Raw genomic sequence first — 25708 nt, 5'->3', positions numbered from 1 at the left:
TAGGTTTAGTTTTGATATCTAAGGTGATTTTAATGAAAAAAGCCATTGTTACTGGAATTACAGGCCAAGATGGGGCCTACCTTGCCGAACTCCTCCTTGGAAAAGGCTACCATGTGTACGGAACATTCCGCAGAACGAGCTCCGTTAATTTCTGGCGTATAGAAGAGTTGGGAGTGCATCGGCACCCTAATTTTCATATGGTCGAATATGACTTGACAGACCTTTCTTCGAGTATCCGCCTACTTCAGACCACAGAAGCGACGGAAGTTTATAATCTGGCCGCCCAGAGCTTCGTTGGCGTTTCTTTTGACCAACCCATTACAACGGGCGAAATTACGGGTTTGGGCGCGGTAAATCTGCTGGAAGCGATTCGGATAGTGAACCCGAAAATTCGCTACTATCAGGCCTCCACTTCCGAGATGTTCGGTAAAGTGCAGGAGATTCCTCAGGTAGAGACAACACCTTTTTATCCGCGCAGCCCTTACGGTGTCGCCAAACTGTACGCACACTGGATGACGATTAACTATCGTGAGTCGTACGATATTTTTGCGACCAGCGGCATTCTGTTTAACCACGAATCGCCATTGCGTGGTCGCGAATTTGTTACCCGAAAGATTACCGATGCGGTGGCCAAGATTAAACTTGGCAAGCTGGACACGCTGGAGTTGGGCAACATGGATGCCAAGCGTGACTGGGGTTATGCCAAGGAATACGTGGAAGGCATGTGGCGTATGCTGCAGGCGGATAAGCCGGACACGTATGTACTGGCCACCAACCGGACTGAAACGGTTCGGGACTTTGTCACCCTGGCGTTCAAGGCAGTGGGCATAACGCTGCGCTGGGAAGGCAAGGCGGAAGACGAAGTAGGCGTTGATACTGCCACAGGCAATGTGGTGGTTCGGGTTAATCCCAAGTTCTATCGCCCTGCGGAAGTCGAGCTTCTGATTGGCGATCCGAAGAAGGCCAGAGATGAGCTGGGTTGGGAGCCGAAAACCAGCATTGAAGATCTGTGCAAGATGATGGTGGAAGCCGATCTGCGCCGTAATGAGCAAGGCTTTTCGTTCTAATCAAGCCCCCCTACGTAAAGGAGCCAGTCCAATGCCGATCGCGTTAGTGACAGGTGCATCCGGATTTACCGGCCAGTATATGGTTGAGGCGCTCGAGAATCAGGGATTTCAGGTAGTGGGGCTGGGCAACCACCCCACCGCCGCTGATCAAACCCTGGCGTGCGATTTAACCGATGCAGCAGCGGTTAAAGAATGCGTTGAGCGCGTTAAGCCAAACTGGGTTATTCACTTGGCGGCGTTATCGTTCGTTGGCCATGAGGATCAACGGGCGTTCTACGATGTGAACGTGTTTGGCACACTGAATCTACTGCAGGCGCTAGCAGAACTGAATACGCCGCCGGACCGGATACTGGTTGCCAGCAGCGCTAATGTATACGGCACTCCGGATGTAGGCGTCATTGACGAAAGTGCCTGCCCTGCGCCAGTGAATCACTACGCTTGTAGCAAGCTGGCCATGGAGCATATGGTGGCAAACTGGTTTGAGCGGCTGCCGATTGTGATCACGAGGCCGTTCAACTACACCGGCCCCCACCAGCACACCCGTTTTCTCGTGCCAAAAATTGTCGATCACTTTGCCCGCCAGTCTTCCACCATTGAACTGGGTAACATTGACGTTAGCCGTGATTTTTCGGATGTGAGGGATGTGGTAAGGGCTTATATGGCGCTGCTGGAGGCGGATATAAAGGGAACGGTTGTCAATATAAGCTCGGGAACAGACACCGCTCTGCGCACGATCATTGAAAAGGTCGGTGCATTGGCCGGGTATGAGATAGACATCCAGGTGAACCCGGCATTCGTGAGAAAGAATGAGATACCACGTCTTTGCGGCTCTAACCAACAGTTAAAAAAGCTGACAGGCTGGGAGCCAAGATATAATCTCGATACTACTCTGATGGATATGCTCGAAGCTACTCATCGTTGCGAATAAACGACAGTATGTCCGCCAAGTCAGGAGTGAGGGCTTCGAATGTTTTTCGATATTTGAGGTTTCTACTTCCGTTCTTCGAAGTCATATCATCGGTGGTCGCATATTGGTGTGGTGATCCGGGAGTTCAATTGGGGGAAGATACTGCACGGTAACTAAAAGAATGGTATCACTCGAAATTACGACAACATGCATGGGCAGTATGCCTAATGCGACCTAAAGACTCTGGAGTAATGTATCAGTTGGCACTACGTTTTAGATTTAGATAATAAACGGTCCAACTTGGCGTTATCACGAGATTTTTACCTGTATGCCCTTCGGGCAACACTCGTAGCTCATTGTTGAGCGTGGGCGACTGTAACAATCACTGATCAGGACAGAATCATGATTGATGTAAACTTGGTAGGTAACTGCCAAACACATAGCGTAGCCGAAATTCTTCCATATTTGCTTGGAGACTGCAGGGTAAATAGAGTGGAAACTGAGGATGTATGTGGAGCTCTAAAAGCGCAAAAAAATACTGATAACGCCATAAATATTGTTATATCAAATCAAAGAAATATTCAGGCCGCAAGCAATATTTTTAATATAGTTGATGTGCCGGCAGTTGTCTTGCCAGACTCGCTTCCTGATTGTGTCCATGTTGGGGTTAAGGGACCGATAGGTGGAAATCTGCACTCCTTTATTACGTCTACCTGTTATCTTCTTAAGATATCAAAAGAAAATTGCTATCAGTTATTTAACGAAAGAGTTTATAAAAACTTAGGTTATAATTCTGCATGCAAGGGGTCAATTTGCAGTTTAGAAAATATTGTAACCCCATTGTTTGAGCAGGATGCTAAAAAAGTAATAGAGAAATGGCGATCGATTAACAGTAAAGTAATGCACACGATTAACCATCCCAAACTTTTCATAGTACAGGATTTGCTAAAGGCGGCCTTCAGGAAAAGAAGTATTGAGTTCAGAAATGTGGATGCCTGTGAGTTTGCTCTCGATCCGCTTGGAAAAAATTTGGTATTCCCAAGCCTTAGTGATGATTTCTTCGAGTCGGGCCATCATCCGACAGACATTTTTTTTAAGGAAGGTCAGGGATTAGGTGGGCGTGTTTTAAGTCTTTATGAGTTCATAGAGCGCTCCTTTCAATTCTATGAAAAAAATAAGTACCAAAATAACGATCTGCTTCACCACCGTCATAAAAACGGTGGATTGGATAGAATTGAAGTGGTTTTTAAGGCGGAACTGACCCGCCAGGAGCGGGAGGCGAAGACGCGTCACCCCTATAAGGGGCGCCCCGATTATGGCTTCTGGAAAAAGGTTGTCAGCAATCTGCCGATGGCGGCTGTGGATCCGGCGGTAAGCAGTGATTTACACATTACCCCCAGCCAAAAAATCGCCACTGCCGGCAGCTGCTTTGCGCAACACATCGCCAAGCGGCTAAACAAGGAGGGGTTCAATTACTATGTGGCCGAGCAGCCTCCGGTGGACATGTCGCCTCAAGAGCAGAGCGCTTTGGGGTATGGGGTATTTTCCGGACGGTACGGTAACCTTTATACAACGCGTCAGCTATTGCAACTTTTTGACCGCGCTTTTGGTGAATATTCGCCATCCATTGAACCCTGGCAACGCGCTGATGGACGTTACGTCGATCCTTTTCGGCCTCAGATTTGTCCCGAGGGTTATGCAACTCCTGTTGAGGTAGTGGAAGCTCAGAGCCCACACCTAATAGCGGTGAAACGTATGTTCCAAGAGCTGGACGTTTTTGTATTCACTCTGGGCCTTACAGAATGCTGGGAGCATATCACCGACGGTGCCATTCTTCCTCTCGCGCCGGGTGTGGCGGGTGGAACATTAGACTGGGAGCATTATCGTTTTCGTAATTTCAGCAAAGATGAAGTGAAGAGCGATCTTGATCGTTTTCTCTCCAAGCTCAAGATAGTCAACCCGAATGCCCGAGTGCTTTTGACCGTGTCGCCTGTGCCATTGATGGCAACCTATGAAGATCGTCATGTATTGGTCTCAACCACTGTTAGCAAATCGGTTCTTCGGGTGGTGGCCGATGAAGTTACGGCGGAGAACGATCAAGTGTTTTACTTCCCCTCCTACGAAATAATCACAGGCAACTTTAACAGAGGCGCTTACTATCAGGATGATCTGAGAGAGGTGCGTTCTGAAGGTGTGGATCACGTCATGCGGCTCTTCATTCAACACTGCACGGGAACCGCCGATTCTGCAAATGAGGGCCCATTATTCAATCAGTCATCTGATAGTTCGTCTAATCTCCCCAAAGATGAATCCGTTGGACTAATAAGTAGTGCTGAAGCCGACGAGCTAAATGAAGTGCTATGCGATGAAGATGCATTAGATGTGTAAATAGACACCTAAATTGGTGCGGGCGCGGAGCTACTCAAAGGATCACTGTGTCTTCAGCGCAGTCCACGGGCCTGTTGCCTCGGGTTTGCTAAAAGCATTGATAAAGAAACCAAATAGGAGAAATTCTATGTTCCTATCGTTTTCTACTTGTCAGGTTCTAACTAATTCCGGTGTGAATTTTGGTACTAGTGGTGCCCGAGGTCTGGTTGAACAATTCACGGATGAGGTCAGTGCCGCCTTCTCCTTCGCCTTTCTGAGCGTCATGCGTGAGCGTGGTGAAGTGGCTCAGGTCGCCATAGGCATGGACCGCCGGCCCAGTAGCCCCGCTATGGCTTCGGCTTGTAGTGCAGCGGCTCGAGCCATGGGCATCAAGGTGGTCGATTATGGCATTCTTCCAACCCCGGCCCTGGCTTTGCAGGCCATGGCGGATGGAGTTCCGGCCATTATGGTTACCGGCAGCCATATTCCTTTCGATCGCAATGGCATCAAGTTTTATCAGCCGGATGGTGAGATCTCCAAGGCGGATGAAAAAGCAATCATGAGTGTGGATGCTACGCTGCCAGAGCTCGGCGCTATTCAGCGGGAGCCGGAAAGTATGGCCGCGAACCAGCGGTACCTGGCCCGGTATACGGAGTTTTTTCCCCGTCAACCACTGAGTGGGAAACGGGTCGGTCTCTACCAGCACTCTGCCGCAGGGCGTGATCTGAACGTCCAGGTGTTGGAAGCGCTGGGCGCTGAGGTAGTGGCCCTGGGCCGAAGCGAGCAGTTTGTTCCAGTCGATACCGAAGCCGTGAGTGATGAGGATCGTGCGCTCGGACGCAAGTGGGCGGTTGAGCATCGGCTTGATGCGCTTTTGACTACAGACGGTGATGGTGATCGCCCGTTGTTGGCCGATGAACATGGTGAGTGGCTGCGTGGCGATATCGTGGGATTGCTCTGTGCCCGTGAGCTGGGCATTCAGGGCCTCGCGGTTCCTGTTAGCTGCAATACGGCCATTGAAGCCTGTGGTGCATTCGATACAGTCCAGCGAACTCGCATTGGCTCCCCTTATGTGCTGGAAGCAATGGCAGAGCTTACCCAAAGATATGAGCGTGTTGCGGGTTTTGAGGCGAACGGTGGCTTTATGTTGGGCACGGCTATTGAGTCGAATGGCCGCCGCTTGGCAGCTTTGCCCACGCGAGATGCCTTGCTGCCGGCATTGACATTGATGGTGGCGGCCGCACAGCGCAATGGGCCTCTGTCGTCCCTCGTTAATGGTTTGCCCGGCCGGTTTACCGCCAGTGATCGCCTGAAAGACATTCCAACCGAGACCAGCCTTGCCTATCTTGCTCGGTGGGAAGCAACGCCCGCCAGGCTTCAGGAAGATTTGGGTATGCCAGCGAGTATTGCTGTAACAGACCCTACCGATGGCTTGCGGGCCACACTGGCTAATGGCGATATTGTGCACCTTCGGCCCTCCGGAAATGCACCCGAACTGCGCTGCTACGTAGAGTCCACAACGGCTGAGGGTGCTGAGCGGCTTTTACAGAATTCCATGAGGGCTCTGCAGAAGCTATGAGCCGCCGGTTTCGTTTTATCTTGCATATCGGCACTGAGAAAACCGGCACCACAACGTTGCAGGGCTACCTCCATGGCGCACAGAACGAACTGAACGAGCACGGGGTAGCCTACTACGCATCACCGGGGCGGGTGGAATCCAGGGCGCTGGCGGCCTCGGCCGTTGGCGACCAGGCGCCGGACGATTTTTTGAAGCAATTGAGTGTTGAGTCTCCGCAGCAGCGCCAGGTGTTTCGGGAAGAGACAGAACGGCATTTTCACGCTGCAATGACGGCCCTGGATGAGCGCATTCACACCGTGGTTATCTCCAGTGAACATTTCCATTCCCGGCTTCGCCATCCCTGGCAGGTAAAAAGGCTGCATGATCTGATCATGCCGTGGGCGAATGATGTGCGGGTGGTAGTTTATCTCCGGCCACAAACCGATGTGTTGTCATCTTTTTACTCAACCGCCTTGAAAAATGGCGAAGTGCGTAACTTGGAAGCGCTGGGCAGGAAGATATGCCATGCGGGTAACCATTTTTATAACTACCAGAGCCTGCTGGAGTTGTGGGCAAAGATATTTGGTAAAAAGGCCTTAATACCGAGACTTTTTACTGCCGATGAGTTGAAACAGGGGGATATTGTTGCGGACTTTGCGGAAGTAATCGGGTTGTCTCCGTCTCACGCAACTTCTGCGAACCTGCCTCGGCAAAATGAATCCATCAACCCGGTTGGTCAGGCATTGCTGAGGGGCCTTAACAGAGCGCGTAAACGGGAAGAGTGCGCTTTGACCAAGGAAGAATATCAACCTCTTGCGAGAAGAGTCATGAACGTGTTTTCCGGCTCGGGAGAGAGGTTGCCATCTACTGTCGAAGCGGAATTGCAGTCTTTGTTCGAGGTATCCAATCGTTGGGTTTGCGACCAGTTTTTCAATGAGCGAGAGGCTTTGTTTCCATCGGCTCAGAATCAACCCCATAAAGGCTCGTTCGTGTTTTCGAAGGAGCAGCTGGCCCTGGTGCAAATGGTGATGTCGCGTCTGGAGCGATCTAACGTTAATGGGCTGCCGGAAATGGATAGTTGTGCCTGCTACCTCCGGGATAGGGCTGTCGCACTCGAATCAAAGGATATTGTTATGGCCCGAAAATTGATGGCGATGGCTCACCATATTCGTCCTCATGGCCCGTTTATCGCTAAAAAACTGGAGGAATACGAGGCCAGGAGTGGCCTGTGGAACAGAGTGGTTAATTGGCTTGCGCAGCGCCGATCGTGACCATGCGGAGCAAGACCTTTTGATGATGAAAGTTAAGAGGTTGGATTGTTCCCCGGGCAGTTGGTATCAGTGTTCTGTCAGGGTTTCCAGATGTTCCCGCTATGCGGTGCTTGAGATCGTCCCACAGAATGCTTCTGGCGAAGTAGTTGGAGGGGCAGCTCACATTCCGATCAGGCCGGGTAGGACCGGTCAGCGCGTTGTTTATGCGCCCAAAAATTGTGAAAGCTTTTGTGTGCGGTGGCTGAACCCTGAATATGAGGAGCGCCCTGAGACAGATGTTGCCGTACGCTTGATGCCGTTGGCTCGATTGCGAGCAGTCTGGCGAATGCTCAGGCGAGTGAAGCAATTTTCTGATATTCATTTGCTGCGTATCGGTGCAGGTTTTCTGGGATCATTGCTTGTATTCCCAACCAAGTTTTATGCGCACTATGAGAAAACCCTGCACTACCGGCCACGATCGTCACTGCAGCCGCAGCCCGTTCGTGAGGCATCTGAAATTGTATGGCCAGCTCTGCGCTGGTTAACGATAGATGAACTTCGGGTTACACCCTTATTTGAAGCAGAAACCTGGGTGGTGATTCGCAGCCGGGCTGACCAATGGCTGGTTGGGGGTGTGGAGGCACTCAGGGATTGGCAGGTGTCGCATCCTGAAGCGAAGGTGATCACGTTCGATGAGCAGCGAGTCGATGAGGAAAGCGGGGCGATTGAGCCCGGGCTAAAGCCTCAGTGGAATTTGGATCTCTTCCTCTCCTGTGGTTATGTAGGGCACGGTGTGGCCATCCGTGGCGACGTTTTTACTGAATGCCTGGCCGGTATTTCCCTGAATTGTTTCGATTCAGTCGATCAATTAGCTGATGCGTTGTTGTTGGCAGTGGTGGCAGACAATTCACGGGATTGCCTGAAATGGGTTACCCATTGTCCTGCTCTGGCGCTGCAGGTAACCACTTCTTCGATGGATGAAGCTTTTCGTGAGCGTTGGTTTATATCTCGCCAGCAACAGCTCTCGAAACAGCTGGATGGGAATTCAACACCCTGTACCGTTGAGCGTGGTCGGTTGCCTCTTAGTTGGCGGGTGCGTTGGCACCTACCTGAACCTTCGCCATTGGTTAGCCTCTGCATTCCCACCCGCAATGGTTTGTCCGTTCTGAAACCGTGCTTAGACGCCATTTTGCAGCGTACGAAGTATCCGAATTTCGAAGTGCTGATAGTCGATAACCAGAGCGACTGTTCAGCTACCCTGGATTACCTCGCGGAATTGCAAAAACGGGACACTCGGGTACGAGTGCTTCGCTACAATGCTCCCTTCAATTTTTCAGCTATTAATAATTTCGCAGTTGCCCATGCACGAGGGCAGGTTATAGGTTTGATCAATAATGATGTAGAGCCCCGCCAACCTGGATGGTTAGATGAAATGGTGGCTCAGGCCATGCGACCGGACATCGGCTGTGTCGGTGCGAAGCTGTTTTATCCGGATGGTTCTATTCAGCATGCTGGTGTGGTGTTGGGCATTGGCGGGGTCGCAGGTCACGCATTCCGGTTTGAACCTGGCTCTGCAGAAGGCTATCAGGGGCGCCTACAGCTGGTGCAGAACTACTCAGCGGTTACCGCGGCCTGCCTTCTGGTGCGCAAATCGGTTTATCTGGATGCCGGAGGGCTGGATGAGCATCTTGCGGTTAACTACAACGATGTCGACTTTTGCCTGAAGGTGCAGGCGTTAGGGTACCGTAATCTGTGGACCCCCTATGCAGAGCTTATACACCATGAGTCCGCCACTCGGGGTGGAAACCAGAGTCGCCGACAGCGCAGACAGGCCGCGAAGGAGTTCCAATTGATGCGGAGAAGGTGGGGGCAATTGCTGGATGCTGATCCAGCTTATCATCCCGCGCTCACGCGGGTGCACGAGGACTTTTCGTTGGCTTCGGAGCCTGAACGGGGCTTGGTATGAAATATACAGAACTCGGCATCCCGGATCTTGTGCTGATGACCCCAACAGTTTTCGGGGATGAACGAGGTTTTTTTATGGAAACCTTCCGCCAGAACGAGTTTGAAAAGCACTTTGGCAACTACACGCTCGTTCAGGACAACCACAGTTTGTCTCAGAAGGGCATCCTGCGGGGACTTCACTATCAGCGGAATCAACCTCAGGGCAAACTGGTTCGGGTTACCCGTGGCGAGGTTTTTGATGTGGCCGTGGACCTGCGTAAAAGCTCGCCCACCTTTGGTCAGTGGGTAGGCGTTACGCTCAGCGAAGAAAACAAGCAGATACTGTGGATTCCGCCGGGTTTTGCTCATGCCTTCTACGTAACCAGCGATGAAGCGGAGTTCCAGTACAAATGCACGGATTACTATGCGCCCGGAGACGAGTACTCCATTCGCTGGGATGACCCTGATCTGGCGATTGACTGGCCGCTGAAGGGCGAGGCGCCCAGGGTGTCTGAGAAGGATGGTAATGGGTTGTTGTTTCGGGATGCGCCGGTATTTGAATGATTTCTTGCAGCGCTCAGCTTGTTTATATTGGATAGTCCTGTATCCTTTTTTGATAAAATATCTGCGTAATGGATATGGGGACATCTAATGATTGAGCTTGTGTCGGGGTGGGATGTTCAGGCAGCCTTGGCAGGCTATGTGCAACAGCGCCGGAAGGCCCTTAAATGGTCTCGGGCGGCGTTGGCTGAGCGTAGCACGGTGCCAGCGCCGACAATCAAGAGATTTGAAACCACTGGGGAGATCTCACTCAGGCAGTTTTTGTTGTTGTGGCAGTGCGTAGATGATCTTCGGCGCGTTCAAAGCCTGACCGAGGGCCCCGAAAAGCCGCTGCCACGTACACTGGATGAGGTGCTCGCTCAGTGAATTTTACGCCTGTTCGCAAGCTTACAGTCTGGCGTACGTTCAGTGATGGCCGGCAAGCCCGGGTAGGTGGGCTGGCACAGAACCGGCAGGGTGTGTTTTTTCAGTACGATGCAGACTACCTTACGCAATTCAGCCCGCTTTCGCCTTTTACTCTGAAGTGGGATACGAGTGTGCAGCAGGCCCCGCGAGACCCGCACGGCGGTTTGCCCGGGGTTTTCGCAGACTCCCTGCCGGATGGCTGGGGGGTGTTGCTGATGGACAGGGTGTTTCGCCAGGAGGGCGTGTTACCGGCACAGGTAACGCCGATGGACCGGCTGGCATTTGTGGGTTCCAGCGGCAGTGGCTCGTTGAGTTATGCGCCGGTGGCCAATTTTGCGCCTGCAACAGACGATAAGCCGGTCAACATAGCTGAGTTGGGGCTCCACGCGCAGGCTATGTTTGATGGGCAAACCACCGACGTGCTCGCGGAACTGGTTGCTGCGGGCAGTTCGGCGGGCGCCCGGCCAAAGGCGCAGTTGTATTTTTCCGCAGGTAGTTATGGGGTTTGCCGTACCCGTGCAAAGCCCGGTGATGAGGCCTGGTTGGTGAAGTTTACTTCGGCCAACTTGCCCCTGGGGCACGAAGAAGGGTTGTGTGAAGCGGTTTACTTGTCGCTGGCGGAGCGTGCGGGTTTGCAGCCTCCTCGTTGGCAGTTGCTCTCCGCTCCGGGTGAATCCGGCGCCAAAGCCTGGCTGGCGGTTGAGCGGTTTGACCGGGTATGGCGCGCCGATGATGTGCCGGGTTGCGTGCATTTGCACAGCGCCTGTGGCTTGCTGGATGCCGATTTCCGCATGCCCAGTCTGGATTATGAGGACTTGATCAAAGCCAGCGGCCAGTTGTGCCGTGGCGCCAGGGCTGCACAGTTACAGTTTTTACGGGCAGTGTTTAATCTGTTTGCCTTGAACCAGGATGATCACAGCAAAAACTGGGCGTTTTTGCAGAGTGATGATGGCAACTGGCAGCCTGCGCCGTTTTACGATGTCACTTTCAGCCCGGGCCGTTTTGGTGAGCACGCCACGGCTTTTGGGGGTTATGGTAAAAATCCCCCACTAAAAGCGTTACAGAAGCTGGCCGCTGAAGCGGGTTATGCCAATTGGCCGCAGGCTCGCCAGGAAATGCAGCGCGTGCTGGATGCTCTGGCCGGGTTCTCTGCAATGGCAACAGAGTTTGGGGTGAGCGCCGAGACCACCCGGTTAATACAGCAACAGCTTGACCAAACCTATCAGCAAAACAGTGGGCTTTTGGTTTCCTCCCCAGAATGACAAATTCGGCAGCGCAACATCACAGTGGTTTTAGTGGCCAAAAAATTACTTAAGTAACAGGCGGCCTATGCCCCGAATAAAGATCGTTCACCAAAACCCTAACCCCTCTACGGAGTTTTTTATCCGGCCTTTTTGGGCAGAGGCACGCGCGGCGGTAGACTATTACAGGTTTGATGAGCTGCCGGCGCCCTCTGAGTTGTCTGGGGCTGTGGTGGTGTTCGTGCGGTATGTGCCGCCGGCCTGGAAGGCCGTGTTAAAACGTCATCCGGCTCAGCAGGTGGTGTTCTTTATGGACGACGATCTGTTCGACTGGCGGGCATTTCAGGGCATGCCCTGGCATTATCAGCGCAAGTTGTTTGGTCTCGCGTGGCGGCATCAGCGCTGGTTAAGGGAGATTGGCGCCGAGCTTTGGGTATCGTCGCTCTGGCTTGCGGATAAGTACGCCAGCTGGAACCCGGAGATTCTGGAACCCGGAAACCCCCATGGTGCGGCTGCAGAGTTTTCAGACCCGGCGATAAAAACCATTTTTTACCACGGCTCTGCCTCGCACCGTGGTGAACTGGAGTGGCTGATGCCGGTGGTGGAGCAGGTGTTGGCCGCCCGTGCCGATGTATGCTTTGAGGTCATTGGCGATAGAAAAGTGCGCGACCGCTTTGCGCATTTGCATGGGGTGCACGTAGTTCACCCAATGAGCTGGCCGGCCTATAAAGCCTTTATCCAGCGGCCCGGCCGAACCATTGGCCTGGCGCCTTTGCGAGACACCACTTTCAACGCCGCCCGGGCGCCCACCAAATTTTACGACATCACTGCCGCGGGCGCGGTGGGCCTCTATGCGGACACGCCGGTTTACCGGCGGCTGGTGGCGCATGGGAAGAACGGGTTATTGCTGCCGATGGACTCGCCGCAGGTCTGGGTGGAGGCGGCACTGGATTTGCTGGATGATCGTGAAAAGAGGAAAGCGCTTGTTTGCCACGAAATCCATGAAACCCGCTAAAAGACACTAAAAAACTAATTGGCCACGGATACTCACAGACTCTCACGGACAAGAGAATAAAGTAGTTGTCCGTGTATTTCCGTGAGTGTCCGTAGCAAAAAATCATTAAAACCAACGCAGACCACTGTGCCAGATAACGCTTGCCACCTGACAACATCCCCCGCCTTGCACGCTCTTAAGCACCTGGAGGCGATCACTGGTGCTCCGGTGAAGCGCCACCGCCGGGGCCTGTCCGCAAAGGGAGCGAAGGCCATGTTGGCCTGGGGCCGTAAGCCCTCGGCTGCGAAGGCAGAGGCGGTTGCACGGAAATTGGGGTTGCCCGTGGTGCGCCTGGAAGATGGCTTTTTGCGTTCGGTGGAGCCCGGTGCGGAGCCGCCGGTGTCGTTGGTGTGGGACGACCAGGGTATTTATTACGATGCCAGCCTACCCTGCCGGCTGGATACGTTGCTGGCTCAGCCTTCGGATCTGGATGAAAAGGCTCGGGCTCGTGAGTTGATTCGCCGTTGGCGCGCGGGGCGGGTTTCCAAGTACAACCATGCCCGCGAGCTAAATTATCAGCACCTGAAGCCCTATGTTCTGGTGGTGGACCAAACTTTTGGCGATGCATCGGTGAAGTATGGCCAGGCTGATCCGAGTAGCTTCGAGGCCATGCTGAAGGCCGCGCTGGAACGGTTTCCGAGGCATCGCATTGTGCTTAAAACCCATCCGGATGTGGTCGCTGGCAGGAAGCAGGGGTACTTCAGCCAATCCGCAGAGGCGCAGTCTGAGCGGGTAGAGTGGCTGGGCGAAAATGTTCATGCCCCGGCGTTGCTGGAGCATGCCGATGCGGTGTTTTGCGTAACCTCGCAAATGGGGTTTGAGGCACTGCTGTGGGGCAAGGAAACGCACGTGTTTGGCATGCCCTTCTACGCCGGCCGCGGGCTGACGGAAGATGCTTTGCCGGCGCCGGAATTTCGCGAGCCGGTGAGCCTGGAGGCTCTTGTTTATGCTGCGCTTGTAGACTACCCGCGGTATGTAGATCCGGAGACAGGCCTTCGCTGTGAGCCGGAGCGGATTCTCGATTGGCTGGCCCTGCAGAGGGAACAGCGTGAACGCTTTCCGGCACAGCTTTATTCACCCCGTGTGCCGCTGTGGAAGCGCAAGGCGTTGTCCCGTTTTCTTGCCGGCAGTGATGTGATGGATGAGCGTAAGCAGCCTGCGCCAGATGGTTCTACTCGGGTTGTGTGGGGGTTGGCAGAATCTTGCGTGCCGGTGATTCGGGTGGAAGACGGCTTTATCCGTTCGGTGGGCCTTGGTGCAGACCTTGTTCAGCCCCAGTCCTGGGTGATGGATGATATCGGCATGTATTACGACGCTACGCGGCCATCCCGCCTGGAGCAGCTGCTTGAGGAGGCAGAGTTTAAACCAGGCCTGTTGAAGCGGGCTGCCGGTTTGATTGAAAGCCTGAAGGTATCGGGTACCACCAAGTACAACACGGGTGCCCGGGACTGGCAGCGTCCCCCTGGCACTGAGCGAGTGCTGCTGGTGTCGGGGCAGGTGGAAAGTGATGCGTCGATCAAATTTGGGTCACCGGTTGTTAAAACCAACCTGGAGCTGCTGAAAGCAGTACGTGAGCAGAACCCGAGTGCCTGGGTGGTTTATAAGCCCCACCCGGATGTGGTGGCTGGCTTGCGAACACGCGGGGGGGGCGAAGAGCAGGGCGAACGCTGGTGTGATGAGCTCATACTTGATCAGGATATGGGCCATTTGCTGGGCCAGGTAGATGAAGTGCATACGATCACCTCGCTGACTGGTTTCGAGGCCTTGGTCCGGGGCCTGAAGGTTACCTGCTACGGGCAGCCGTTTTACAGCGGATGGGGGCTGGCCACGGATATTCACCCTTGCCCGCGCCGAACCCGAAAACGCACCCTGGAGGAACTGGTGGCGGCTGCGCTCATTCTGTACCCCACCTACATCAGCCAGGTAACCGAGAAGTTCACCACGGTTGAAACGGTACTCCGCGAGATTGAAGTGCAAAGGAAGAGCTCAGCGCCGGAAGTTGGTACACTCCTCCGCGTTTCACGGGCCCTGCGGCGGGCGTGGCGATTTTAACCTTTGGTTGTGAGCAGTATTTATTTTGCCACTAAATCCACGAAACCCAATAAATTTAGCAAATAACGCTACTTGTTCCTCAAGTGATTCACCTTTGTTCGTGGATTTGGTGGATTTCGTGGCAAAAATTTCCCGGATCTTCAAAGAGAACCTATGCAAACCTACGACATATTCAACGGTGATGCAGATGGCATCTGCGCCCTGATTCAGCTTCGCCTGGCCCGGCCCTGCGATTCCACGCTGATTACCGGTGTGAAGCGCGATATTGCGCTTGCCCGGAATGTGCCGGTTGATTCGCCAGCCCGGGTCAACATTCTGGACATCAGTCTCGACAAAAACCGCGAAGCCGTAGATGGCCTGCTGGCCGCGGGCTGTTCCGTGTTTTATGTGGACCACCATTTCCCCGGTGATACGCTTCCGGACCACCCCGGGTTTACCGCGCTGATTGATACCCAGCCCACCACTTGTACCAGCCTGCTGGTGGACCAGCACCTGAATGGTCAGTTCCATAACTGGGCCATTGCGGCCGCGTTCGGGGATAACCTGAATGCGGTGGCTTACGAACTGGCGGGAAAGGCCGGCCTGAGTGATGAACAGGCGGATGCGCTAAAAACTCTGGGTGTTTGTATCAATTACAATGGCTACGGCGCCACGGTGGAGGACTTGCACTTTCACCCGGCGGATGTATACCGGGCGTTTGTGAAGTTTGAAGACCCGTTGGATTTAATTGCTTCGGAGCCGGCTGAATGGCAGCAGCTTCGGGATGGTTATGCTGAGGATATGGCCAAAGGCCTGGCTGCGCCGGTACTGAGTGAGACTGCAACGTCGCTGGTTGTGAAGTTGCCCGATGAAGCCTGGGCCCGGCGAGTGAGCGGCGTGCTCGGCAACGAACTGGCCAACCGCCATCCGGACAAAGCCTGTGCGATTGTGACCGATACGGCCACCGATAGTTATCTGGTGAGTATTCGTGCACCGCTGAACAACCGCACCGGGGCTGATGACGTGGCGCGGCAGTTTCCGACTGGTGGCGGCCGGAAGGCAGCGGCCGGGATTAATGATTTGCCGGCAGAGCAGCTGGATGCGTTTGTTGGCGTGATGGCCAGCTTTTGGGATCAGTGATTTTTTTGCCACGGACACTCACGGGCGCTCACGGACAAAGAAATGAATAGTTTTTGTTTTTCGTCCGTGTGGGTCCGTGAGTGTCCGTGGCCAAACAAATAAATGGAAGAGTAATGACTTTAACTCCCCCGAAGAAAACCCACCTCAAGCAGCTTGAGGCAGAGTCGATTCACATCATCCGTGAAGTGGCGGCTGAGTTTGATAACCCGGTGATGCTGTATTCCATCGGTAAAGATTCTGCCGTCATGCTGCACCTGGCCATGAAGGCCTTTGCGCCTGGCAAGCCACCGTTTCCGCTGATGCACGTGGACACCACCTGGAAGTTCCGCGAGATGATCAAATTCCGGGACGAACTGACACAGCGCCTGGGGCTGAGGCTGATTGTGCACACCAATCAGGAAGGTGTGGCCCAGGGCATCGGACCCTTCACCCATGGCAGTGCCAAGCATACCGATGTGATGAAAACCCAGGCCCTCAAGCAGGCGCTGGACCAGTACGGCTTTGATGCCGCCTTTGGTGGCGCACGCCGGGATGAGGAGAAATCCCGCGCCAAGGAGCGGGTGTACTCGTTCCGTGACAAGTTCCACCGTTGGGACCCGAAAAACCAGCGCCCGGAACTTTGGAACCTCTATAACGGTAAGGTGAATAAAGGCGAAAGCATTCGTGTATTCCCGCTTTCCAACTGGACGGAGCTGGATATCTGGCAATACATCTACCTGGAAAACATCGACATTGTGCCACTGTATTACGCCGCCGAACGTCCGGTGGTTGAGCGCGATGGCACCCTGATTATGGTGGATGATGATCGCATGCCGCTGGAGCCCGGCGAAAAGCCGGAAATGAAGATGGTGCGCTTCCGTACTTTGGGGTGTTATCCACTGACCGGTGCCGTGGAGTCTGAGGCCGCCACATTGCCGGAGATTATCCAGGAGATGCTGTTGACCAAGACATCCGAAAGGCAGGGGCGGGTTATTGATCATGATTCTGCTGCTTCTATGGAGCAGAAGAAGCGTGAAGGGTATTTCTGAAATTGGGGTCAGATGAAAGCGTTCATCTGACCCCGTAAATGCCATGAAGTTGGGGTCAGAAGAAAACTTCTTCTGACCCCGTGTTCACTCCAGACTCTCAAGTTGAATTTACAATGTCTCACGCATCTACATTGATTGAATCCGATATCCTCGCGTACCTGGACCAGCATGAGAACAAGGACCTGCTGCGCTTTCTGACCTGTGGCAGCGTTGATGATGGCAAATCCACCCTGATTGGCCGCCTGCTGTTTGATTCCAAGCTGATTTTTGAGGATCATCTGGCGGCCCTGCACAAAGACAGTGAGCGACAGGGCAATGCCGGTGAGTCGCTGGATCTGGCTTTGCTGGTGGACGGCCTGGCATCCGAACGGGAGCAGGGCATTACCATTGATGTGGCTTACCGGTATTTCTCCACGGATAAGCGCAAGTTCATCATTGCCGACTGCCCGGGCCATGAGCAATACACTCGCAACATGGCCACCGGTGCCTCTACCTGTGATCTGGCGGTGGTGATGATTGATGCCCGCAAAGGCGTGCTCACCCAGTCCCGCCGGCACAGCTTTATTGTTAGCCTTCTGGGCCTGAAGCATGTGGTGGTGGCGATCAACAAGATGGATCTGGTGGACTTCTCGGAGGAGGTGTTCAACAACATCCGCGAGGAATACCAGAAACTGGCGACCCAGCTTGGCCTGGAAGATGTTTACTACGTGCCGATCTCCGCTCTGGATGGCGATAACGTGGTGAACCGCAGCGAACAGACGCCCTGGTACCATGGTGAAACCCTGATGAACATTCTGGAGCAGGTGGAGGTTCTGGAAGACCAGAACGTGACCGACCTGCGTTTTCCGGTGCAGTATGTAAACCGGCCCAACCTGGACTTCCGGGGCTATTGCGGTACGCTGGCCAGTGGCGTGGTGCACAAGGGCGATGAGGTGGCGGTGCTGCCTTCTGGAAAGACCTCCCGGGTGAAAGCCATTCACAATTATGAAGGGGAGATTGATCGGGCCTGGCCGGGGGATGCCATTACGCTGACCCTGGAAGACGAGGTGGATATTTCCCGGGGTGATCTGCTGGTACACGCCAACAGCAAGCCTGCCTTGGGCAACCGCTTTGCCGCCCACATTGTCTGGATGAATGAGCAAGCGCTGAAACCCGGCCGTGAATACGGCATCAAGATCGGGACCCGGGTGACCAATTGTTATGTCAACGAGGTCCTCGAAGAGATTGATGTAAATACCCTGGAGCGCTATCCGGAGACCGAAGGTGGCCTTGAGTTGAATGCCATTGGCCTGTGTGATGTGGAGCTTTCCGAGCCGGTCGTGGTTGAGGATTATCAGCATCATCCAGGAACTGGTAGCTTTATCCTGATTGATAAGCTGACCAATGTGACTGTGGCGGCGGGTATGGTGGAGCGGGCGCTGGGTGGCGCTGGAGCCGTGACTGAACGGGAATACACCGAAGCGGAGCGCAACCTGAATCGGTTTATTCGGGAGAATTATCCGGAGTGGGGTTGTAAGCCGGTTTGACCTGGCTGTCGGATTACGAGGCTTCGCCTCTAATCAGACCTGCAATCTGAATAGTAGCCACGGACACTCACGGACGCTCACGGACAAAAAATGACTGATTTTTGTATTGCGTCCGTGTGGGTCCGTGAGTGTCCGTGGCAAAAAATAAAGGATAAAAGTTTTGGCAAATAACATTGTCTGGCACGATCACAAAATCACCCGTGCGGAGCGTTCGGTTAATAAAAACCAAAAACCTTGCCTGCTTTGGTTCACTGGCCTGAGCGGTTCGGGCAAGTCCACCATTGCCAACGCGCTTGATGTCGCGCTGCATAAGCGTGGCTATCACACGTTTCTGCTGGATGGTGATAACGTTCGCCACGGTTTGTGCAAGGATCTGGGCTTTTCCGACGATGACCGGGAAGAAAACATTCGCCGCGTGGGTGAGGTTTGCAAGCTCTTTGCAGACGCTGGCCTGATCGTAATGAGTGCGTTCATTTCTCCGTTCACCAGTGACCGGCGCCTGGTTCGGAAGTTGTTCCCGGCGGGCGAGTTCATTGAAGTGTTCATGGATGCGCCGCTGGCTACCTGTGAAGAGCGTGACCCGAAGGGGCTTTATCAGAAGGCCCGTTCGGGCGAGATAAAGCACTTCACTGGGATCGACTCGCCTTACGAGGTGCCGGCACACCCTGAGATTCGGCTGGATACTTCCCGGCACTCGGTGGAGGAATGTGTTGATTCTCTCATTGCCTACCTGCTTGAGCGGGAACTGATCACCCACAAGGACTAACTCCGTGGAATGGCAAGGCATTGTGACCCTGGCAACACTGTTTTCGGTGTTGTCGGCGCTTGCACTTACCCGTATTTCTGCCGACCTGGTTCTGATGACGGCTTTAGCGTTTCTGTTGATTTCGGGGATCCTGGGGCCGGCTGAGGCTTTGGCGGGGTTTGGCAACCCGGGTGTGATAACCATTGCAACCCTGTATGTGGTGGCGGCAGGACTGAAGGAAACCGGGGCGGTGCAGTGGATTGCCCGCCGGTTACTGGGGCACCCGAAAACCGAGAAAGGTGCCCAGCTTCGAATGATCGCGCCCACGGGTGTTCTCAGCGCTTTTATGAATAACACCGCCGTGGTGGCCATGTTCATTCCTGCCATCCAGGATTGGGCTCAGCGCCTGGGTGTTCCCGCGTCCAAACTGCTGTTGCCTCTCAGTTATGCCGCTATTCTCGGGGGCACCTGCACCTTGATTGGCACCAGTACCAACCTGGTGGTGGACGGGATGCTTCAGACCCGGCTTGGTATCAATCTGGGATTGTTCGAGTTGGCCTGGGTGGGAGTACCACTGCTGATTGTGGGTGGTACGTTTCTTGTTCTGTTTGCCTCCCGGATATTGCCGGATCGTGGTGGTGTCACCGAAGAACTTGACCAGGTACGTGAATACGGGGTTGAGGTAGAGGTAATGGGCCCCGGGCCACTGGTGGGCAAGACCATCGCCCAAGCCGGCCTGAGGGCTTTGAGTTACGGATATCTCACCGAGATTGACCGCGGTGGCCGGCTGATTACTGCCGTAGAGCCGGACCGGACCCTCCAGGCCGGTGACCGGCTGTATTTTGTGGGAGCGCCCGAATGTGCCAGTGAGTTGCGCCGTATTCAGGGGCTAAAGCCGGCCAACGGCAGCGTGCATAAGCTCGACGTGGAAAACCATCAGCGTTGTCTGGTTGAGGTGGTCCTTGGCCCGGAATTCCCGGCACTGAACAAGACGATTCGCGATAGTCGCTTCCGTACCCGGTTCAACGCTGTGATTTTGTCCTTGTCCCGCGAAGGCAAGCGGGTGCCGGGTAAGCTGGGGGATATTACCTTCCGTATGGGCGATACCCTGTTGCTGGAGGCCAGCCATCAGTTTGTGGAGCAGTACCGGTTTCGGCGGGACTTCCTGCTCGTCAGTGCGCTGAATGATTCCACACCGCCGGATTTCCGCAAGGCGCCGCGGGCGATGGGGATACTGGCGCTGATGGTGTTGGTGAGTGCCTCGGGGCTTTTGCAGATCATGGAAGCAGCATTCCTCGCAGCCGGAGCGATGATTGTCTCCGGCTGTATTACCGCCAGCCGGGCCCGGCGTAGTGTCGATTTGCCGGTGTTGGTAGTGATTGCCGCCTCTTTTGCATTGGGCAATGCGATGACAGAAACCGGCGCTGCTGTCTGGGTGGCAAACGGGTTGCTGGGGTTTGGCGGCCTGACACCTTGGGTGGCGTTGGCGTTGATTTATTTGCTCACCGCGGCGTTTACTGAGGTGATTACCAATAATGCCGCGGCGGTCTTGATGTTTCCCATCGCTCTGGCGGTTTCTGAGCAGTTGGGAGTGAGCTTTCTGCCGTTTGCGGTTGCCGTGATGTTTGCGGCGTCGGCTTCTTTTGTGACCCCGCTCGGTTATCAGACCAATCTTATGGTGTACGGCCCAGGGCGCTACCAGTTTTTAGACTATGTGCGAATAGGCTTGCCTCTGAGCGTTTTGGTTGGCGTAACTGCAATAATGTTAATCCCGATGGTATGGTCGTTCTGATAGGGAATAGCTTACTATTCCTATGTGCCAACACTGGTGAAGGACAGCCATGTTCGAAAAATTCCTGAATTTGCCCCGTTTTCACAAGCGCGTGATTTCCGTCGCAGCTGACTCTGTGGCCCTTTTCTTAGCACTCTATGCTGCGTTTTCTTTAAGACTGGACCAGCAACTCTGGGTGCCGACCCGTGAGCATATCGTTGTTTCCGGGCTGACGGTCATCTTTACGATTGCGGTTTTCATCAGGTTAGGTTTGTATCGTGCGGTGATTCGCTACCTGAGCGACCGGGCCTTTATAACGGTTTTTTCCGGGATCAGTGTTTCTGCTGTCACGCTGATACTGCTTGGCTATTGGCTTGAAGTGTTGGTGCCGCGCTCGGTTCCAGTAATATACGCTGCTCTGGCATTTATTTTTGTGAGCGGCACCCGAATGACAGTGCGGATGCTGGTGCACCGCCCCAGGTATTGTAACAAGCAGTTCGTGGCCATTGTCGGTGCTGGTGAAACCGGTTTGCAGCTGGCAAATGCGTTGGATCAGGGCACAGAGTATCACCCGTCGGTGTTCATTACGTTACTTAAAGGGAATCACCGGGCGCTGATTAATGGCATCCCTGTCTACGACATCAGTTACATCGAACGCGCCGTAAAAGAACATCGGATCAAAAGGCTTTTACTGGCACTGGACGCTGACTCCGGGATTGATCGCAAACGCCTCCTGAAAAAGCTGGAGCCTTTGGCAATTCCTGTCCAGACAGTTCCTACCATGTCCGAGTTGGTAGCCGGCCAAGCCCGAATCAATGATATCCGGGATCTCGAGATTGAAGACCTGCTGGGCCGTAATCCGGTCCAGCCAGATAACGCCCAGGTGGCCGCCAGTCTGTATGGCAAAGCTGTGATGGTCACTGGTGCCGGGGGATCCATCGGCTCGGAATTGTGTCGGCAGATCATTCTGCATCGCCCCTCCCGGTTGGTGTTGTTTGACCAGTCCGAGTTTTCCCTCTATGCCATTGAGCGGGAGCTCCAGGCTATCAACCATATTGAGGGGCTGAGGGTTGAGATTCTTCCATTGCTGGGAAGTGTTACCCATCGCAGGCGGTGCGAGGCTGCCATGCGCAGTTTTGCCATTGAAACGGTTTACCACGCTGCGGCTTATAAGCATGTACCGCTGGTAGAGCACAACCTGATCGAAGGTGTTCAGAATAATGTGTTCGGCACCTTCCATGTTGCGGAAGCGGCTATCGCGGCTGGCGTGAAGCGCTTCGTGCTGATTTCTACAGACAAAGCCGTACGCCCGACCAATGTGATGGGTGCAAGCAAACGCATGGCGGAGCTGGTGCTACAGGGCCTGGCCCAGAGACAGTCCGGGACCATTTTTTCGATGGTTAGGTTTGGTAATGTGCTGGGTTCCTCCGGCTCCGTAGTGCCGTTGTTCCGGGACCAGATCCGCGATGGCGGCCCGGTAACGGTGACCCACCCGGATATTATCCGTTACTTCATGACGATTCCTGAGGCCAGCCAGCTGGTGCTTCAGGCGGGCAGCATGGGCCAGGGCGGTGAAGTGTTTGTACTGGATATGGGGGAGCCGGTGAAGATTGCCGACCTGGCTCGCAAGATGATTCACCTGATGGGGTTGATGGAGAAAACCGACGAGCGGCCTGATGGAGATATCGAGATAGTCTTCTCCGGGCTACGGCCGGGTGAAAAACTCTTTGAGGAACTATTGATTGGTGATGATCCTCAGGGCACAGCCCACCCGCGCATCATGATGGCCCGGGAGGTTTCCATGGCCTGGGATGAGGTGGAGCAGACCCTGAATCGATTGATGCGGGCCAGCCATGAGTTTGATTGTCTGGAAATACTGGAGATTTTGAAAACCGCACCTGCGGGGTTTGCTCCGAATAGTGGCGTCGCAGATCTGGTTTGGTGCAACGGCAATCAGGAGCGGTTAAGTGAGGCCTGGAAGGCGGGCAAGGTGCGAAGGTTGCCTTTGGGCTGATGTGTAATTTCAGGTTGTGAATTAATTCTGAATTGGTAGCGGGGGCCTGATGGCCTCCGTTTTTGTTATTCAACAGGGAATGTTGGCGATGATTGATATTTTGCACCATGGGGCTACTATTGGGGTTACTGGGTCTTGCCATGAGTTGACTCTTACTCCGGGGATGAAAAAGGGGTCTGACCCCGTGGGGTCAGACCCCTCCTTCACTTGTAAATTTGGGGTCAGATGAAAAGTTCATCTGACCCCATCCTCGTCAGTCACCGGTCACAGGAAATCTATCGGCGGCATCTGATTGTAACGCGCTTCCAGGTATGGCTTGAGCGTGGCGACACTGGTTATGGAGCGGGTAATCTGTCGCTCGTTGTCGATTATTTTGCGCAGCTTTGCGCAATATTGTTGCAGGTTTCGGGCTCTGGACTTCGGCTTTTTGTCGTAGAAGTGATCGTAGAGCAAGCCCCGGAGCGGGTCGGCGTATATTAGTGTTTCCTGCTGTTCCCGCAATTCCTGGGTGTGGGCTTTGAGGAGTGCAAGCAGGTCGTTATCAGTGTCTTCGGACAGCGACTCCAGCGGGGACTGCCCCATGTGCTCCTCGTAAAGGCTAAACAGCGTGAAGAGGTCGTTCTGCTCGCGCGCTTTAAGAAGCTGGCTCATCTGTTCATGCCGCTGCGCTTTCCGGCTTTCGTCCTGTTCACGATCCGGATGGAGCACTCTCGCAAGCTGGCGGAACAGGTTATTGATGGAAGACTTTTTCAGCAGTTGCCGCAGGCCGTTGGTGTCCGATTGTCTGGCCTGTTCGGCTTCCTCTTCTTCACGAATAAAATCTTCGAACAGCTGCTCCCAGTAGCCGGAATCGTCTGTCTCGGCATCCGGGCCGGCGCTTCTGTCGGGTTCTGGCTGCGGTTCCTGTTCAAAATCCGCAAATAAGTCCTCGAACATATCCTCCGTGGCTGTATCCTGGCGTGCCCGCTGGTGATGGCATTGGCCCGGTTTTGGCTTGTTCGTGGGTTGTTCGGGGGTAGGGGGCGGTTCCCCAGGTCCGAGCGATTGCTGAAGGCCTTCGAAAAAACTGCTGAGATCCAGCAGTTGAGCCTGGTCACAAAACGGGCTGTTGGTCACTTGTAGAATGTTCTGGTGTATCCATTCGAGCAGTTCGACTTTTTGCCACTGAGCGAGGGATTTGCGCGAGAGAAATCCGGCAAGATGTTTCGTTTGTTGAAGGATGGCATCCATCATTTCCGCTTCATCATGGCGGAGGGCGTCCATGCACTGTTGCATGAACGCTTCCAGCTCCTGTTCCAGCCGCTCGTTTTTCTGCTTGAGGTTGACGATGCGTTGCCATTCGCGCTGGAGTGGCTGTGCAGCTGTTTTCGCGGCTTTGGAGTTTTTGCGGGATTTCTGGGGTTTGATTCGGGACATGAAAGCGAACTGGTACGCTGAAAATCGGGTGAAGGTTAGGCCATGGATGCTACAGAAAATGACGTTTACTGTCACCACTGCCCACACTAGAATATCTCCATTTCAAGATCCACGGGAAGCTCTGCAAACAGGGAGGTTGTTGTCATGATTGAGGTTTTTCACCACGGCGCCACGTCTGGCGTAACCGGCTCCTGCCACGAATTGACTCTGACTCCGGGGATGAAAAAGGGGTCTGACCCCGTGGGGTCAGACCCCAACTTCACCGGCACCGATCCCGAACCCATGGGGTCAGACCCCAACTTCACCGGCTCAGGCTCCGCAGGCATCCTCATAGACTGCGGTCTGTTCCAGGGCGAGGACGAAGGGCGGGGTGCTTCTGCTTCGGATCTCGCCATTGATTTCCCCATCGACCATATCCGGGCGCTGGTGGTCACCCATGTACACATTGATCATGTGGGTCGCATTCCCTATCTGCTGGCAGCGGGTTTTGACGGGCCGATTATCTGCTCGGAGCCGTCGGCCATTATGTTGCCGGAGATTCTGGAAGATGCACTGAAGATCGGATTTACCCGGGACAGGCAGCTGATTGAGCGGGTTCTGGGGCTGATCCGTTCCCGGCTGGTTCCGGTTTCCTATCGCCAGTGGCATTCGGTATTTTCCGAGGATAATTGTTCACTGTCGGTACGGTTGCAGAGGGCAGGGCATATTCTGGGCTCGGCCTATGTGGAGTGCGATGCCCGTGTGGGGGATTCAGAAGAGCGCATTGTGTTCAGTGGCGATCTTGGCGCGCCCCATGCGCCGTTGCTTCCCGCGCCGGAGTCTCCGGAGCGGGCGGATCAGCTGGTGATTGAGAGCACCTATGGTGATAAGGACCATGAGGACAGGGCCACGCGGCGGCTTCGGCTCAAGGCAATTCTGGAGCGGGCGTTGGCGGATGGTGGTACCGTGCTGGTGCCGGCGTTCAGTATCGGGCGGACTCAGGAATTACTCTACGAAATTGAGAGTTTGATTCATGAGTTTGGGGACAGTGCTGTCGGTGCGGGCATGAAATTGGGGTCTGACCCCACGGGGTCAGACCCCTCCTTCACCTGGGACTCGCTGGAAATCATTATCGATTCGCCGCTCGCCGCAGAGTTCACGCGAATCTATCGAGACCTGAAGCCATTCTGGGACGCCGAAGCCACCGAACTGGTTCGCAAGGGCCGGCATCCGCTGTCCTTCGAACAGCTCACAGTAATCAATTCCCACGAAGACCACCTGAACGCAGTGGATTACCTGGCCCGGTCCCATCGCCCGTGTGTGGTTCTGGCGGGTTCAGGCATGTGTGCCGGTGGCCGTGTGGTGAATTACCTGAAGGCCATGCTTGGTGATAAACGCAATGATGTGTTGTTTGTGGGTTACCAGGCCGCCGGCACGCCCGGGCGGGATATTCTGACCTTTGGTCCTCGGGGTGGCTGGGTTGAGCTGGATGGCGAGCGTTATGACATCCGGGCCCGCATTCATCAGGTTGGAGGCTATTCGGCCCATGCGGGGCAGAGTGACCTAGTCTGGTTTGTTCAGGGTATTCCTCAGGCTCCGAGGGAGATTCGGGTGGTGCATGGAGATCAGGAGGCAAAGGCGGCACTTCTGGCGAAGCTTGAAGAGTTGTTTCCTGAATCTAAGGTTCTGATTCCCGAGTAGCGA

General features: G+C 54.4%; 18 protein-coding genes. 17 read left to right on the top strand and 1 reads right to left on the bottom strand.

The features are described 5' to 3' along the window. Positions 1 to 32: 32 nt before the first annotated feature. The 16 genes from gmd to NLK58_RS06025 all read left to right on the top strand — a co-directional run bounded on the left by gmd (position 33) and on the right by NLK58_RS06025 (position 22609). Positions 33 to 1067 carry a GDP-mannose 4,6-dehydratase gene (gene gmd / locus NLK58_RS06100; protein WP_341582304.1) on the top strand — a complete coding sequence of 345 codons (1035 nt, stop codon included), beginning with the start codon at positions 33 to 35 and terminating at the stop codon, positions 1065 to 1067. 31 nt (positions 1068 to 1098) lie between these two features. After that, on the top strand, positions 1099 to 1995 hold the full coding sequence (locus NLK58_RS06095; RefSeq protein ID WP_341582303.1) for a GDP-mannose 4,6-dehydratase: 897 nt from the start codon (positions 1099 to 1101) through the stop codon (positions 1993 to 1995). Positions 1996 to 2376: 381 nt separating this feature from the next. Continuing rightward, entirely contained in the window at positions 2377 to 4362 is a 1986-nt protein-coding gene (locus tag NLK58_RS06090; RefSeq protein ID WP_341582302.1) for a GSCFA domain-containing protein, read from the top strand. A gap of 172 nt (positions 4363 to 4534) precedes the next feature. Further along, a complete protein-coding gene (locus NLK58_RS06085; protein ID WP_341582301.1) occupies positions 4535 to 5920 on the top strand; it encodes a phosphomannomutase in 1386 nt (461 codons plus the stop codon). Continuing rightward, positions 5917 to 7170 carry a hypothetical protein gene (locus NLK58_RS06080; RefSeq protein WP_341582300.1) on the top strand — a complete coding sequence of 418 codons (1254 nt, stop codon included), beginning with the start codon at positions 5917 to 5919 and terminating at the stop codon, positions 7168 to 7170. The genes NLK58_RS06085 and NLK58_RS06080 overlap by 4 nt, the downstream gene beginning before the upstream one ends. A gap of 325 nt (positions 7171 to 7495) precedes the next feature. Next, positions 7496 to 9115, top strand: coding sequence for a glycosyltransferase family 2 protein (locus tag NLK58_RS06075; protein ID WP_341582299.1), 1620 nt, complete (start codon positions 7496 to 7498; stop codon positions 9113 to 9115). Beyond that, positions 9112 to 9657 carry a dTDP-4-dehydrorhamnose 3,5-epimerase gene (gene rfbC, locus NLK58_RS06070; protein ID WP_341582298.1) on the top strand — a complete coding sequence of 182 codons (546 nt, stop codon included), beginning with the start codon at positions 9112 to 9114 and terminating at the stop codon, positions 9655 to 9657. The genes NLK58_RS06075 and rfbC overlap by 4 nt, the downstream gene beginning before the upstream one ends. 359 nt (positions 9658 to 10016) lie before the next feature. Next, positions 10017 to 11321 (top strand): type II toxin-antitoxin system HipA family toxin, encoded by a 1305-nt coding sequence (locus NLK58_RS06065; RefSeq protein WP_341582297.1) that lies wholly within the window; start codon positions 10017 to 10019, stop codon positions 11319 to 11321. A 67-nt stretch (positions 11322 to 11388) separates the two neighbouring features. Next, on the top strand, positions 11389 to 12315 hold the full coding sequence (locus tag NLK58_RS06060; protein WP_341582296.1) for a glycosyltransferase: 927 nt from the start codon (positions 11389 to 11391) through the stop codon (positions 12313 to 12315). Positions 12316 to 12441: 126 nt separating this feature from the next. Then, complete coding sequence (locus NLK58_RS06055; protein WP_341582295.1) at positions 12442 to 14406, top strand: capsular polysaccharide biosynthesis protein; 1965 nt, start codon at positions 12442 to 12444, stop codon at positions 14404 to 14406. A gap of 153 nt (positions 14407 to 14559) precedes the next feature. Further along, the gene (locus NLK58_RS06050) at positions 14560 to 15525 is read left to right on the top strand and encodes a DHH family phosphoesterase (RefSeq protein WP_341582294.1); all 966 of its coding nucleotides are present in this window, start codon (positions 14560 to 14562) and stop codon (positions 15523 to 15525) included. 113 nt (positions 15526 to 15638) lie between these two features. Further along, positions 15639 to 16553, top strand: a complete 915-nt coding sequence (gene cysD / locus NLK58_RS06045) for a sulfate adenylyltransferase subunit CysD (RefSeq protein WP_341582293.1) — start codon at positions 15639 to 15641, stop codon at positions 16551 to 16553. Positions 16554 to 16666: 113 nt separating this feature from the next. Further along, the gene (gene cysN / locus NLK58_RS06040) at positions 16667 to 18079 is read left to right on the top strand and encodes a sulfate adenylyltransferase subunit CysN (protein ID WP_341582292.1); all 1413 of its coding nucleotides are present in this window, start codon (positions 16667 to 16669) and stop codon (positions 18077 to 18079) included. A 160-nt stretch (positions 18080 to 18239) separates the two neighbouring features. After that, entirely contained in the window at positions 18240 to 18845 is a 606-nt protein-coding gene (cysC, locus tag NLK58_RS06035; RefSeq protein ID WP_341582291.1) for an adenylyl-sulfate kinase, read from the top strand. 4 nt (positions 18846 to 18849) lie between these two features. After that, a complete protein-coding gene (locus tag NLK58_RS06030; protein WP_341582290.1) occupies positions 18850 to 20616 on the top strand; it encodes an SLC13 family permease in 1767 nt (588 codons plus the stop codon). 49 nt (positions 20617 to 20665) lie between these two features. Continuing rightward, positions 20666 to 22609: a nucleoside-diphosphate sugar epimerase/dehydratase gene (locus NLK58_RS06025; RefSeq protein ID WP_341582289.1), complete on the top strand. Its 1944-nt coding sequence runs from the start codon at positions 20666 to 20668 to the stop codon at positions 22607 to 22609. A 264-nt stretch (positions 22610 to 22873) separates the two neighbouring features. Here NLK58_RS06025 and NLK58_RS06020 read toward each other — a convergent pair whose 3' ends face one another. Next, positions 22874 to 24025 carry a hypothetical protein gene (locus NLK58_RS06020; protein ID WP_341582288.1) on the bottom strand — a complete coding sequence of 384 codons (1152 nt, stop codon included), beginning with the start codon at positions 24023 to 24025 and terminating at the stop codon, positions 22874 to 22876. 144 nt (positions 24026 to 24169) lie between these two features. Here NLK58_RS06020 and NLK58_RS06015 point away from each other — a divergent pair, with 144 nt between their 5' ends. After that, the gene (locus tag NLK58_RS06015; protein ID WP_341582287.1) at positions 24170 to 25705 is read left to right on the top strand and encodes an MBL fold metallo-hydrolase; all 1536 of its coding nucleotides are present in this window, start codon (positions 24170 to 24172) and stop codon (positions 25703 to 25705) included. Positions 25706 to 25708: the final 3 nt, after the last annotated feature.

The sequence above is a fragment of the Marinobacter metalliresistant genome, from assembly GCF_038098645.1.
Taxonomy (GTDB): domain Bacteria; phylum Pseudomonadota; class Gammaproteobacteria; order Pseudomonadales; family Oleiphilaceae; genus Marinobacter; species Marinobacter metalliresistant.
This window is presented reverse-complemented; position numbering and strand designations above follow the sequence as displayed.